We start from the raw sequence: 13,181 nt of genomic DNA, 5'->3' as shown, positions 1-13,181 counted from the left end.
TGGGAGGACCGGTGAGAGAGTACTCCCAGCCGGGGCGGCGGCAGAATCAGGCTGCGTTGGCGCGGCGCATCCGGCGCCGGCGCTCGGACGCGCGCTCGTCCTCGTTGAGTCCACCCCAGGTTCCGTACTTCTCGGGCCGCGAGATCGCGTAGTCGAGACACTCCGTACGGACAGGGCAGTGAGCGCAGATCTCCTTGGCCTTGCGCTCCCGGATCTCCCGCTCCGGCTGGCGTTCGCCGTCGGGGCCGAAGAAGAGCACAAGGTCCTCGCCCCGGCACGCGGCGGCATCCTGCCACCCCCAGCTCGGGCGGGGGCGCAGCGCGGCCTGCCGACGTACCTGAGACATGGTTGAACCACCTCTACATGAAATCGCTGTAAGCTGTGTGCAAGCTGATGAACAAACCGGGTAAAGCTGCGTGAAGCACCCAGCACAGCAGTAACGCTGTACTCCGCTTGGGTGTTCCCGTGTGGTTGAGAGCACGTTGGCGAAGATTCGCCGAACCGGCAGGTGCTCACGCGACAGGCTGCGGAGGCGATGGGAACGCTCTCCCTGCGAGCCGGTACGTAATCATGCCATCCCTGCTCCCGATTTCGCACGGGGGTAGGGAAATTACTCGCCCAACCGTTATCGAAATCGGATCTCTCCGGCCGCCGGAGGCGTCGGAGTGTGTCCGAATTCCCGGAGGATGTGCATGACCTGGGCCACACGGCCAGGTGGTGTCCATCGTATGGGGCCTCCCGGCCTCTGGCCAGAGGCCGGGCCTGATACCCGGATCACATTCATCTTCGGCGCGCCCGGTCCCGCGGGAGGCGCGGATGTTGGAACCCCGCTCCGCGGGGAAGATGGAGCAACGAATCCGGAACTGCGGGCGGTGCCGCGTCGTCATAGCTTGCGAGGCCCGGCCGCGGATCCGTGGAGGCGGAACGACCGGAGAACCGGAGAGGGAAAAGGTGAGCCCGTGGCTCTGCTGCGTCTTGTCCTCAATGTCGTCTGGCTGTTCGTCGCGGGCTTCTGGCTGGCCGTCGGCTACGCCCTCGCCGGGGTGATCTGCTACATCCTGGTCGTGACGATCCCCTTCGGTGTCGCCTCCTTCCGCATGGCCAACTACGCGCTCTGGCCGTTCGGGCGGGAACTCGTGCGCAGGCCCGGCGCGGGCGGCGGCAGCACCGCCGGCAACGTCATCTGGATCGTCGTGGCCGGATGGTGGCTGGTCCTCGAACACATCGTCACCGCGATCGGGCTGGCGGTCACCATCATCGGCATCCCCATGGCCTGGGCCTCCCTCAAGATGATCCCGGTCGCGCTGGCGCCGTTCGGCAACGAGATCGTGCCCTCCGGATCACGGCGCAGTCCCTGGGGGATCTGAGACCGCCGGACACCGCAGGCCGTGAGGTGCGAAGATGGACGGGGCGCGCGGGAACCGGGACCGCGGCCGTCGGGAAGAGGAGATCGGGGTGCGCTGGAACTGGCCGAACGGATGGCCCTTCGGGAGGACCGCCAGGAGCGGGAGGCGGCCCGAACGGGAGGTCCGCGTGGTGGTGGAGGAGCCCCCGCCGCCACCGCCCGAGATGGAGGACGACCTGCTGCGCAAGGTCAGCGACACCGCCTGGCGGCTGCTCGTCATCGGAGTGGTGGTCGCGCTGATCCTGTGGGCCGCCACCTACATCCAGGTGGTGGTCATCCCCGTCATCCTCGCGGTCTTCGTGACCGCGCTGCTGATGCCGCCCACCGTGTGGCTGCGCAGGCGGGGGATGGGGCGCGGGCTGTCCACGACCATCACCGTGCTGGGCGGGCTCGTGTTCTTCGGCGGGGTCATCACCCTCATCGTGATGCCGGCGGTCGCGGGGTTCGAAGGCATCGTCGCCAGCGTCAACCAGTCGATCCCCACGCTCCAGGAGGCCGCGGCCTACCTGGGACTGGACGACCAGTTCATCAGCGACTGGGTTGCCAGGGCCCAGGAGTGGATCCAGCGCAACAGCAGCCAGCTGATCAGCGGAGCCTGGTCGGGCGCGGTGGTGGTCGGCGAGGTGCTGGTCGGCTTCCTCCTGGTGATCGTGCTGACCGTGTACTTCGTCCACTCGGGCGACCAGCTGGCGAAGTGGGTGCGCGAGCTGTTTCCCAGGCCCACCCGCAACGCCCTCCAGGTCAGCGGGGACGTCACCTACGGCGTCATGGGTCGCTACGTGCGCGGCGTCGCGCTTGTCGGCCTCATCGACGCGATCGGCATCGGCGCGGTCCTGTTCGGCGTCTTCTGGCCCGACGACCTCTCCCTGGTCATGCCCCTGGTCGTCCTGACCTTCGTCGGCGCCTTCCTCCCGGTCATCGGCGCCTTCCTCGCCGGACTGATCTCGGTGCTGGTGGCGCTGGTGGTCAAGGGGTGGATCGCCGCGCTGATCGTCCTGGCGGGCACCATCGCCGTGCAGCAGCTGGAGAGCAACATCTTCGCGCCCCGGATCTACGGACGCTCCCTGGAACTGCCCTCGCCGGTGGTCCTGCTGGCCATCTCCGTGGGCTCCATCATCGGCGGCATCACCGGGGCCTTCCTGGCCACGCCGATCGCCGCGGTGCTGGCGGCGCTGCTGCGCAACCGGCCGTTCACCGCCCCCGGGGCCGAGCCCCGGGGGCGCGGGGACGAGAAGGAGGCGGGCGAGCCGCAGCGGTCGCCGGTCGGAGCGGCCGCGCAGTCCCAGCCCACCGCGCCGGTCAAGGGGCGGGAGGAGGAGTCCGGCCGCAGCGGGGGCGGTATGGAACCGCGGCGCAGCGGCGCCGCCGGCGGCGGGGAATAATCCCCGGACGCGGGCCGTCGAACGAACCGGGAGGACCGGCGGCCCGCTCGCGCGTGAGCGACTAGGGTTGTCGGGTGCGACTTCCGGACTGAGACGCCACACTCCCCGCGTGGCCCGCCCCACGGCGGTCGGCCACGGCGCCGTGGTTCTCCGGCCCCTTCCGCAGCCGTAGCGAGAAAGCCCTCAATGACCCATGCTCATCGCCTCTGACCTCGAACTCCGTGTGGGTGCGCGCCTGTTGCTGGAGCCCACATCCTTCCAGGTGGGCCCCGGCGACCGGATCGGCCTGGTCGGCCGCAACGGCGCCGGCAAGACCACCCTGACCAAGGTGCTGGCCGGTGAGGGACTCCCGGCCGCCGGCCGGGTCACCACGTCGGGCACGATCGGATACCTGCCGCAGGACCCGCGCACCGGCGACCTGGACGTCGTGGCCCGCGACCGCATCCTCGCGGCGCGCGGCATCGACGAGGTGCTGCGCACGATGCGCGAGGCCGAGCAGAAGATGGCCAGCGACGTGCCGAAGATCCGCGACCAGGGGGTGCGCGCCTACGCGCGGATGGAGGAGCGCCTGCACGTGCTCGGCGGCTACGCGGCCGAGGCCGAGGCGGCGTCGATCGCCTCCAGCCTGGGCCTGGAGCAGCGCGTCCTCTCCCAGCCGCTGCGTACCCTCTCCGGCGGGCAGCGGCGCCGCGTGGAGCTGGCCCGCATCCTGTTCAGCGGGGCCGACACCCTGCTGCTGGACGAGCCGACCAACCACCTCGACGGCGACTCCATCGTCTGGCTGCGCGACTTCCTCAGGTCGCACCAGGGCGGGCTCATCGTCATCAGCCACGACGTCGACCTGGTCGAGCACGTCGTCAACAAGGTCTTCTACCTGGACGCCAACCGCAGCGTCATCGACGTCTACAACATGGGCTGGAAGGCCTACCTGGCCCAGCGCGAGGCCGACGAGCGGCGGCGCAGGCGGGAGCGGGCCAACGCCGAGAAGCAGGCGTCGGCGCTGCAGAAGCAGGCCGAGCGGTTCCGCTCCAAGGCCACCAAGGCCCGCGCGGCCCAGCAGATGCTCAACCGGGCCGACCGGCTCCTGGACTCGGTCCAGGGGGAGCGGGCGTCGGACCGAGTCGCCCGGCTCCGCTTCCCCGATCCCGCGCCCAGCGGACGCACCCCGCTGGCGGCCGAGGGGCTGTCCAAGTCCTACGGTTCGCTGGAGGTCTTCTCCGGCGTGGACCTGGCCGTCGACCGGGGCAGCCGGGTGGTCGTCCTCGGGTTGAACGGTGCGGGCAAGACCACGTTGCTGCGCCTGCTGGCCGGGGTGGAGCAGCCCGACACCGGCCGGGTGATCCCGGGGCACGGGCTGCGGCTGGGCTACTACGCCCAGGAGCACGAGACCCTGGACACCGGGCGGACGGTGCTGGAGAACATGATGAGCGCCGCGCCGGACCTGCCCGAGGTGGAGGCCCGGCGGGTCCTGGGGTCCTTCCTGTTCAGCGGCGACGACGTGGACAAGCCCGCCGGGGTGCTCTCGGGCGGCGAGAAGACCCGGTTGGCGCTGGCCTCCCTCGTCGTCTCCAGCGCCAACGTGCTGCTGCTGGACGAGCCGACCAACAACCTCGACCCGGCCAGCCGCGAGGAGATCCTCGGCGCGCTGCGCAACTACCGGGGGGCGATCGTCCTGGTGACCCACGACGAGGGCGCGGTGGAGGCGCTGCAGCCCGAACGGGTGATCCTGCTGCCCGACGGGGTGGAGGACCTCTGGGACGCGGAGTTCACCGACCTCATCGCCCTGGCGTGAGCTGTTCCGGGCATGGTTTCGTCATGTCCGAAACAGGTCCGATGGGGGACGGGGGTGGTTTTCCGGTCTCAATGGGTAGCCCACTGAAGCCGCCATGTCTGATCATGGCAGCAGCGACATCGTTGCCGTGCCGAGAGCATCGGGAGGTACTCGTGGCCGAGACGCTGAGAAAGGGCACCCGGGTGACGGGAGACGAGCGGTCGGACCTGGCGTCGGACCTGAAGCGGCGCTACGACAACGGCGAGAGCATCCGCTCCCTGGCCGCCGCGACGGGGCGGTCCTACGGCTTTGTGCACCGGTTGCTGACCGAGGCGGGGGCCACCCTGCGCGGCAGGGGAGGGGCCACCAGGCGCGGCCGGGGATGATCCGGGGCGCGCCGACCCCGCGGACTGCTATGTTACTGATTGGTAGGAAGCGGGCGGGCTCGGTGCCCCACGGGTGAGAGGCGTGCGATGGCGCAGATGACGACCCCCACGGCGGAGGAACTGGCCGCATCCGGACTGGGGCTGGCGGTCGACGGCGCGGTCGCGCGGATCACACTGTCGCGGCCCCGACGGCGCAACGCCATGACCGGGCGGACGTGGACCATGCTGGCCCGTATCGGCCAGACCCTCCCCGAAGCCGTCCGTATTGTCGTCGTCGGCGGAGCGGGTCCGACCTTCTCCTCCGGAATCGACCTGGACATGTTCCGTCCCGGCGACATCGACGGCGAGCCGACACCGCTCTCGCTGCTCGCCGACCACCCCGACGACACCGCCCCCCTGGAGCGGGCCATCGCCGAGTACCAGGAGGGGTTCCTGTGGCTGCGGCGCGCCGACATCGTCTCCGTCGCCGCGGTGCGCGGGCACGCCATCGGCGCGGGATTCCAGCTCGCGCTCTCCTGCGACATCCGCGTCCTGTCCGACACCGCCCGGCTGTGCATGAAGGAACCGGCGCTGGGCCTGGTGCCCGACCTCACCGGAACCAAGCCCCTGGTGGAACTGGTCGGCGTCAACCGCGCCGTCGAACTGTGCCTGACCGCCCGCACGATCGACGCCGAGGAGGCCGCCCGACTGCGGCTGGCCGAACAGGTGGTGGCCGACTCCGAGCTCGAACCGGCCGTGGACGAACTGGTGGCACAACTGCTGGCCGTCCCCGCCGACGCGGCGCGGGCCACCAAGGAGCTGCTGCTCCAGGCCGGACGCAACGACCTGGAGACGCAGGCCCGGGCCGAGCGCGCCGCGCAGCTCGCCCGACTGGTCGCGATGGCCGGGGCCGCGCGGTAGCCGGACACGCCGGAGGCGGCGGCGCCCGCCCGCGGCGGCGGCTGGTATGTTGGGCGGAACGGCCGACTCGTGCAGCGCGCATCCGGCGCGCCGGGCCGTTCGAGCGCCGGGGAACCCCACCCCGTGGCGCGCTCCCGTCCGGCGCGTTTGTGTGATTCTTCGCGGCTCCCCTCTCCGCGGCCCCGGAGCCTTCCCGAAACGCGGCCGAACCGATGATGAGGAAGGTTGACGTCTTTTGACGGACAATGCCGCATGCCCGGGATTCGAAGCACTCGGTCTGCCCGAGGCGATCGTTGACAAGCTCGCCCGCAACGGACTGACCAGTCCGTTCCCGATCCAGGCCGCCGCGATCCCCGACGCGGTCGCAGGCCGTGACGTGCTCGGGTGCGGGCGCACCGGCTCGGGCAAGACCCTGGCCTTCGGACTGCCCGCCCTGCTGCGCGCCGCTCGGGAGCGCTCCGAGCCCCGCCGCCCCCGCTGCCTGGTCCTGGTGCCCACCCGCGAACTCGCCCACCAGGTGCGCGACGCCCTCCTGCCGTACGCCCGGGTGCTGGGCGTGCGCGTGGGCGACGTGGTCGGCGGCAGCCCCTACGGCAGGCAGATCAGCGAACTGCGCCGCGGCGTCGACGTGCTGGTGGCCACCCCCGGGCGCCTGACCGACCTCCTCGACCAGGGGGCCTGCTCCCTGGAGGCGGTCGAGCTGTCGGTGCTGGACGAGGCCGACCAGATGTGCGACATGGGATTCGCGCCGCAGGTCAGCCGGTTGCTCGACGAGGTCCGCCGCGACGGGCAGACCCTGCTGTTCTCCGCCACCCTGGACGGCGACGTCGACACACTGGTGCGGCGCTACACCCGCGACCCGCGGACGCACTCGGTCGACCCGCCGGTCTCCGGGGTCGCCACGATGGAGCACCACCTGCTCCGGGTGCTGCCCCGCGACAAGGACCGCGTCGTCACCGAGATCGCCGCGCGCGAGGGCCGCACCATCCTGTTCGTGCGCAGCAAGCACCGCGCCGACTCCCTCAGCGAGCAACTGGTCAGCGTCGGGGTGTCCGCGGCGGCGCTGCACGGCGGCAAGAGCCAGAGCGTGCGCACCCGCACCCTCGCCAAGTTCCGGGAGGGGCGCGTCCGGACCCTGGTGGCCACCGACGTCGCCGCGCGCGGCATCCACGTCGACGGCATCGACCTGGTGCTGAACGTGGACCTGCCCGCGGGCCACAAGGACTACCTGCACCGGGGCGGTCGTACCGCCCGGGCGGGGGAGTCGGGGCGGGTCGTCTCCATCGTCGTGCCCAGCCAGCGCCACCGGGCCCGCAGACTGCTCGGCGACGCGCGGGTGAAGGCCGCGCAGCACCTGGTCAACCCCGGTGACGCGCTGCTGGGCGAACTGACCGGGGCACGGCAGCCCTCGGGGGAGCCGTGGGTGGAACCGCCCGAGCCGCAGCGCCACGGCGGCCGGGGCGGCTCCCGGCACCGCCGGACGGGAGGCGGACGGCGCGACCGCCGCCTCCCCGGTGAGTCCGAGGAGCGTCCCCGCCGGGGGTTCGACCGGGGCGGTCCCGCGGCGCGGAGGGGCGGCCCCCGCACCTCGCGGCAGGGGGAGGGGCGCTTCCGCGACCCCAGGCACGGCTGAGGACCGGAGTCGGAGGACCGGGCGGCCTGAGCCCGAGCGGGCCGTGCGGCCCCGCCGCCCTCCCGCACCGTGAAACGGTCCCGCACCACGGGCCGAGGCGCCGCGGTGCGGGACGGTGCTCTTCTCCGGTCCGATGTGTGGGGGCGGGCGGATCGGCGCCGGGGGGCTGTCAGTCGCTCAGGTCAGGCGGCGGCCGCCCCCTCGGTCCTCGTCCTCGCCGAGCGAGTGGTCACCGTGCTCGGCGCTGTCGTCGTGGTAGTCCACGGGTTCTTCCGTGACGCCGGTGTCCTTGAAGATGTCGGTGGAGTAGGCGATGACACCGCCGATCACGGAGATGACCGCGCCGATGACCACAACGATCCAGACGGGGGGTCCCAGGGTCAGGCCCACCCCTCCCACCGCGAAGCCGACGAGCATCAGGGACACCGCCACCCAGGAGATGGGCCGTCCCCAGTGGGAGTAGCGCTCCTCCGAGGCGCTGATGTCGGCCGTGTCGCCGCCGTGTCGTTGACGGTCCTTGGGGCTCATCATGCCGGATACCTCCTCCCCCGTCGCTGCCCCGCGCCGCGGGTCCCAAACACCGGTCCGCGGCCGCGGACCGTGCCCCCGTCGTCGCGGTGGGTCGCCGGGCATGGGATCGTCGTGTCCGGGAACGTGGGAGACACGTCGCCGTCCCCGACTCGCGAGGAGATCCATGCCGACCACAACACGGGAGTTCCACCTGGTCGCCCGTCCGCAGGGCGAACCCGCCCCGACCGACTTCGCCCTCGTCGAACGGACGCTGCCCGATCCGGAGCCGGGCGAACTGCTGATCCGCAACCTCGTGATCTCCGTCGACCCCTACATGCGCGGAAAGATGTCGGGCGTGCGCACCTACACCGACCCCTACGAGCTGAACGCCCCCATGGACGGGGGCGCCGTCGGGGTGGTCGAGGCCAGCGCGGACCCCGACGTCCCGGTGGGGACGACGGTGCTGCACAACGCGGGGTGGCGCTCGCACGCCGTCGTGCCCGCCGCCCACACACGTCCGGTCAACACGCGCGAGCCGCTGGGGCCCAGCGTCTACCTGGGAGCGCTGGGCATGCCCGGCCAGACCGCCTACGTGGGCCTGCTCCACAAGGCCGAGATGCGCCGGGACGACACCGTGTTCGTCTCCGGGGCGGCCGGGGCGGTGGGCGGCGTGGTCGGCCAGCTCGCCAGGCTGCACGGGGCCAGGCGGGTCGTCGGCAGCGCGGGTTCCCCCGAGAAGGTCGCCTACCTCCTCGACGAGCTGGGGTTCGACGCGGCCTTCGACTACCGGGCCGGACCGGTGCGCAAGCAGCTCGCCGAGGCCGCGCCCGAGGGGATCGACGTGTACTTCGACAACGTGGGCGGTGAGCACCTGGAGGCGGCGATCGCGTGCGCCAACGACTTCGCCCGCTTCGCGGTGTGCGGCGCGATCTCTGGCTACAACGCGACCGAGCCGCCGTACGCGCCGCGCAACCTGTTCCAGATCGTCACCAAGCGGCTCACCCTGCGCGGGTTCATCGTCGGCGACGACCCCCAGTTGACCGGGGACTTCTACCGCGACGTCGCCCCGGCGGTCGCCGAGGGGCGGATCAGGGTCCGCGAGACGGTCGTGGAGGGCCTGGAGAACGCCCCGGAGGCGTTCGTCTCGATGCTGCGCGGCGGCAACGTCGGCAAGATGGTGGTCCGGGTGTCGCACTGACCGGTACCGGGGAGTTCCGGGAGCCTCGACCCCCGGGGGACGGGAGTGTCGCCGGCCCGTTCCTCCGGGAGAGGTTGTCCACAGGTCCGACGAACCGCCGGAGAAGCCGCCCCCGAGTTGGCTAGCATGGCCCGCGGTGACGACCTTCGACCACATGTGAGGACCTCGGCGTGTCGGAACGACCCTCCAGTGTCCCGGCGTCCGCTCCCTCCCTCGGTGACTCCCTGGTCCAGGGGTGGGGCGGCCCGGACGACGATCAGGCGCTCCCGCCCCCGGAATGGGGGCGGCCGGAGCGGTCGCGCAAGACCGCCACGGTCTGGCTGTTCGCGCTTCTCATCCTCGTGCTGGCGGCGGGCCAGGCCCTGCTGGCGGGGCGGTTCACCCACGAGGCGTTCCTGGCGTGGGCGACCGTGTTCACCGCCATCAGCCTCCAGGCGCTGCCGTTCCTGGTGTTCGGGGTGGCGCTGTCGGCGGCGCTGACCGCGTTCGTGCCCGCCCGGTTCTGGCAGCGGGCCGTCCCCCGCCGCGCATCCCTCGCCGTCCCGGTCGCCGGACTGTCGGGGGCGGTGTTGCCGGGGTGCGAGTGCGCCTCGGTCCCGGTGGCCGGCGGGCTGATCAGACGCGGCGTCGCCCCGGCCGCGGCGCTCACCTTCCTGCTGGCCGCGCCCGCCATCAACCCGGTCGTGGTGGTCGCCACCGTGGTGGCCTTCCCGAACCAGCCCGAGATGGCGCTGGCGCGCTTCCTCGCGTCGCTGGCGGCGGCGGTCGTGGTGGGGTGGCTGTGGGCCGCGTTCGGCAGGAGCGACTGGCTGCGTCCACCGCGCACCCACCACGATCCCGACGCGTCCGGGTGGCGGGTGTTCGCCGAGTCCATGCGGCACGACCTGATGCACGCCGGGGGCTTTCTCATCGTCGGCGCGCTGGCCGCGGCCAGCGTGAACGTGCTGGTTCCCCGCGAGTGGGTGACCGCGGTGGCCGACACCCCGGTGGTGTCGGTGCTGGCGATGGCGTTCCTGGCGGTGGTGCTGTCGATCTGCTCGGAGGCCGACGCGTTCGTCGCGGTGAGCTTCACCGAGTTCTCCGCCACCGCCAAACTCGCCTTCCTGGTCGTCGGCCCGATGGTCGACCTGAAGCTGATCGCCCTGCAGGCCGGTTCCTTCGGGTGGTCCTTCGTGCGCCGCTTCGTCCCGCTCACACTGGCACTGACGCTGCTCTTCTCGTTCCTGATCGGAGGGTGGCTGCTTTGATCGTCCCCCTTGCCGAGGGGGAGTCCGGTAGGCGTCCAGGTGCGCACGGGCGCTGAGCGCCCGGCTCCCGCAGGTCCGGCAGTGGCACGCCGTCCGCATACGACCCACTTCACAGGAGAACGCGACATGTGTAAGGCGCACCGGGTGCGCGTGCCCCGGACTCCTCACCGACCCGACACCCGGAGCATCCCCCAGGAGGACAGATGAACCGCCTCGCCCAGGGCATGGTCATGGTCCTGCTCGGAATGGCCGCGCTGAGCGTCACCGTGGTCTCCCAGGCGTACCTGAACTACGTGCGTGAGGAGTTCCGGCCGTTCTTGATCGCGGCCGGGGCGGTGCTGGTGGTCCTCGGCGCGGTGACGGCGGCGGCGGAGCTGCGCGGGACCGCCGAGGACGACGGGGAGGGGCACTCCCACGACCGTTCCCACGGGCACTCCCACGGCCACGACCACGCGAAGGCCCCGGCCGTGGCGTGGCTGCTGCTGGCTCCGGTGGCGATGGTCTTCGTGGTGGCGCCCCCGGCGCTGGGCGCCTACACCGCCGCGTCGGCCGATCCGGGGACCGTGGCCGAGAGCGAGCAGGTGGACGACGGCAGCTTCGGCGCCGACACCCCCGAGGGGGAGCCGGTCGAGTTGAAGATGCGGGAGTTCGTGGTGCGGGCCTGGACCGACGAGGAGCGGGCCATGGCCGGCCGCGACATCCGACTCACCGGGTTCGCCGTGCCCAACCCCGAGGGGGAGGGCTGGTACCTGGCCCGGTTGCAGATGGCCTGCTGCGCCGCCGACGCCATCGTCAACCGGGTGCTGATCGAGAACCGGCCGGAGCCGCCCAAGGACTCCTGGTGGACGGTCACGGGCCGGTGGGTGGAGCCCGAGGGCGACCTGCAGGACATCCGGGACCACCGCTTCGAGGTCGAGGAGATGGTCGCCGTGGACAACCCCCCCGACCCCTACGAGTAGCGCCGGAGCGGGCGGCCCAGAGGACGAACACCCCCTGCGTGACCCGGGCGGCCGCGCAGGAGGCCGTGAGACCGGTGTCGGGACGCCTGGCGGGCAGGGCGTTCCACCCCGGCGTCCGAGGCGGCCCGCCACGGGTCGGCAGCGGGCGGACGCGGCACCGGGGCGCCCTGACCGCCCACCGGTGCTCACCAATGCCGTGCTCTCTCCCTGACCTTCCGGTATTGGTTTCCAGGTGGCCTCGGCCCCAGGGGGCCGTGCAACCTCAACCTCGTGGGGGTGGGCGAGACGCGTTGTCAGGGGAGGCCCGCAGGAGTGGGGAGGTGCCCCCGGGCGCCGACCCACCCGCGCCTCCACCTCCCCGCACCGGGGAGGTGCCGTGCACCACGGGCTCCCCGGTCCCGTGGTGCCGGTTGTTCCCCCACCAACCCGCCGGTGAAGGCGTGGGTGGCCGGGTGCTGCGCGCACCTGTCCACTGAGCTGCCGGGGTCGTGGGGGGGCGTGGCGGGGCAGCGGTTCCGTGTCACGGGCTTGCCGGGATCCCGTGGTGGCCGGTGTCCTCTTCTCTGATCCCCCTGTGGGGGCGCGGGCGGGGCGGTGCCCGGGGCGCCTCCCCACTCCTGCGCCAACCCACCCCTCGAGCGGGCCTCCCCTGACAACGCGCCTCGCCCGCCCCCACGGAGCTGGGGCCGCACGGCCCCCTGGAGTGGAGGCCACCTGGAAACCACCCTGGGGGTTGAGGCTCCAGGACCAGCGCTGGGAAGTTGGGCGGGCAAGGCGTCCACCCCAGCGCCCGAAGCGGCGGAATGTTTCCTGCGGGTTGCGCAAGAGTTTCCAGGTGTGATTACCCGAACACTTCTTCTCTCAAATTTTGCGCTGAATGTCATGGTTTGTCGGAATTCTTTGGGTTGACGCCGGGCCTCCGATGGCTTGAGACTGTCGGGCGACAAGTTAGGCAAGGTTTGCCTTAGTCAATAGTTTCTGGTTGGCGCAGGGGAGGACACGTGTCCCACAGCGGGATCGAAGGAGCGGTCGCCGTGGTCACCGGCGCGGGCCGAGGCATCGGACGCTCCGTCGCCGAGGCCCTGGCCGCCCGGGGAGCCGCGGTCGCCGCGGTCGACGTCGACCCCGAAGGCGCCGCCCGGACCGCCGCGGACCTGGAACGGGCCGCCCGTCCCGCGCGTGGCTACGTCCGCGACATCACCGACCCGGCGGGCGTCGAACGCCTCTTCGCCGAGGTCGAACAGGACCTGGGCCCCGTCGACATCGCGGTCAACGTCGCCGGGGTGCTGCGCACCGGCCCCGCCGTCGAGTGCTCCGACCACGACTGGCAGACGCTGCTCGCGGTCAACGCCACCGGAGTCTTCACCGTCTGCCGCGCCGCTGCGCGGCGGATGGCGCCGCGGCGGCGCGGCGCCCTCGTCACCGTGGCCTCCAACGCCGCGGGCGTGCCGCGCGCCGGCATGGCCGCCTACGCCGCGTCCAAGGCCGCCGCGGTCGCCTTCACCAAGTCGCTCGGCCTGGAACTGGCGCCGTACGGGATCCGCTGCAACGTGGTCTCCCCCGGCACCACCGACACCCCGATGCTGCGGGACGTGCGGGAGGGCGGCCTCGACCCGGCCGACGCCGTGGCCGGCGACCCGGCCCGCTACAAGGTCGGCATCCCCCTGGGCCGGGTCGCCCAGCCCGGCGACGTCGCCGACGCCGTGTGCTTCCTCGTCTCCGACGCCGCCCGGCACATCACCATGCACAACCTCTACGTCGACGGCGGCGCCACCCTGCGCTGACCCCGA

The 13,181-nt window shown here is 72.1% G+C and carries 12 protein-coding genes; 10 read left to right on the top strand and 2 right to left on the bottom strand.

From position 1 onward, the window contains the following. Positions 1–46 precede the first annotated feature (46 nt). Positions 47–346 carry a WhiB family transcriptional regulator gene (locus tag NI17_RS11585; RefSeq protein WP_267887221.1) on the bottom strand — a complete coding sequence of 100 codons (300 nt, stop codon included), beginning with the start codon at positions 344–346 and terminating at the stop codon, positions 47–49. 613 nt (positions 347–959) lie between these two features. Here NI17_RS11585 and NI17_RS11580 point away from each other — a divergent pair. The 6 genes from NI17_RS11580 (at position 960) to NI17_RS11555 (ending at position 7,477) form a co-directional block, all read left to right on the top strand. Further along, a complete protein-coding gene (locus tag NI17_RS11580) occupies positions 960–1,367 on the top strand; it encodes a YccF domain-containing protein (protein ID WP_068693925.1) in 408 nt (135 codons plus the stop codon). 34 nt (positions 1,368–1,401) lie between these two features. After that, positions 1,402–2,787: an AI-2E family transporter gene (locus NI17_RS11575; protein ID WP_084012873.1), complete on the top strand. Its 1,386-nt coding sequence runs from the start codon at positions 1,402–1,404 to the stop codon at positions 2,785–2,787. 193 nt (positions 2,788–2,980) lie between these two features. After that, a complete protein-coding gene (locus tag NI17_RS11570) occupies positions 2,981–4,579 on the top strand; it encodes an ABC-F family ATP-binding cassette domain-containing protein (protein WP_068693927.1) in 1,599 nt (532 codons plus the stop codon). A 152-nt stretch (positions 4,580–4,731) separates the two neighbouring features. Further along, positions 4,732–4,944, top strand: a complete 213-nt coding sequence (locus NI17_RS11565; protein WP_068693930.1) for a helix-turn-helix domain-containing protein — start codon at positions 4,732–4,734, stop codon at positions 4,942–4,944. Positions 4,945–5,031: 87 nt separating this feature from the next. Continuing rightward, positions 5,032–5,844: an enoyl-CoA hydratase/isomerase family protein gene (locus tag NI17_RS11560; protein WP_068693933.1), complete on the top strand. Its 813-nt coding sequence runs from the start codon at positions 5,032–5,034 to the stop codon at positions 5,842–5,844. Positions 5,845–6,079: 235 nt separating this feature from the next. Next, a complete protein-coding gene (locus NI17_RS11555; protein WP_084012874.1) occupies positions 6,080–7,477 on the top strand; it encodes a DEAD/DEAH box helicase in 1,398 nt (465 codons plus the stop codon). A 177-nt stretch (positions 7,478–7,654) separates the two neighbouring features. On the opposite strand, the gene NI17_RS11550 is transcribed toward NI17_RS11555, so the two are convergent. After that, positions 7,655–8,008, bottom strand: coding sequence for a hypothetical protein (locus NI17_RS11550; protein ID WP_068693934.1), 354 nt, complete (start codon positions 8,006–8,008; stop codon positions 7,655–7,657). Between the two features lie 163 nt (positions 8,009–8,171). On the opposite strand from NI17_RS11550, the gene NI17_RS11545 reads away from it, so the two are divergent. From NI17_RS11545 to NI17_RS11530, 4 genes are all read left to right on the top strand, one after another. Further along, complete coding sequence (locus tag NI17_RS11545; RefSeq protein ID WP_068693936.1) at positions 8,172–9,185, top strand: NADP-dependent oxidoreductase; 1,014 nt, start codon at positions 8,172–8,174, stop codon at positions 9,183–9,185. Between the two features lie 170 nt (positions 9,186–9,355). Further along, positions 9,356–10,432: a permease gene (locus NI17_RS11540; protein WP_068693938.1), complete on the top strand. Its 1,077-nt coding sequence runs from the start codon at positions 9,356–9,358 to the stop codon at positions 10,430–10,432. 203 nt (positions 10,433–10,635) lie between these two features. After that, positions 10,636–11,391 (top strand): TIGR03943 family putative permease subunit, encoded by a 756-nt coding sequence (locus NI17_RS11535; protein ID WP_068693940.1) that lies wholly within the window; start codon positions 10,636–10,638, stop codon positions 11,389–11,391. A gap of 1,001 nt (positions 11,392–12,392) precedes the next feature. Then, positions 12,393–13,175: a 2,3-dihydro-2,3-dihydroxybenzoate dehydrogenase gene (locus tag NI17_RS11530; RefSeq protein WP_068693942.1), complete on the top strand. Its 783-nt coding sequence runs from the start codon at positions 12,393–12,395 to the stop codon at positions 13,173–13,175. The last annotated feature ends 6 nt before the right edge of the window (positions 13,176–13,181 follow it).

The sequence above is a fragment of the Thermobifida halotolerans genome (assembly GCF_003574835.2).
GTDB classification, from domain to species: Bacteria; Actinomycetota; Actinomycetes; order Streptosporangiales; family Streptosporangiaceae; genus Thermobifida; species Thermobifida halotolerans.
Note: the sequence above shows the minus strand (reverse complement) of the source record. Positions and strands in the feature narration are given on the sequence as shown.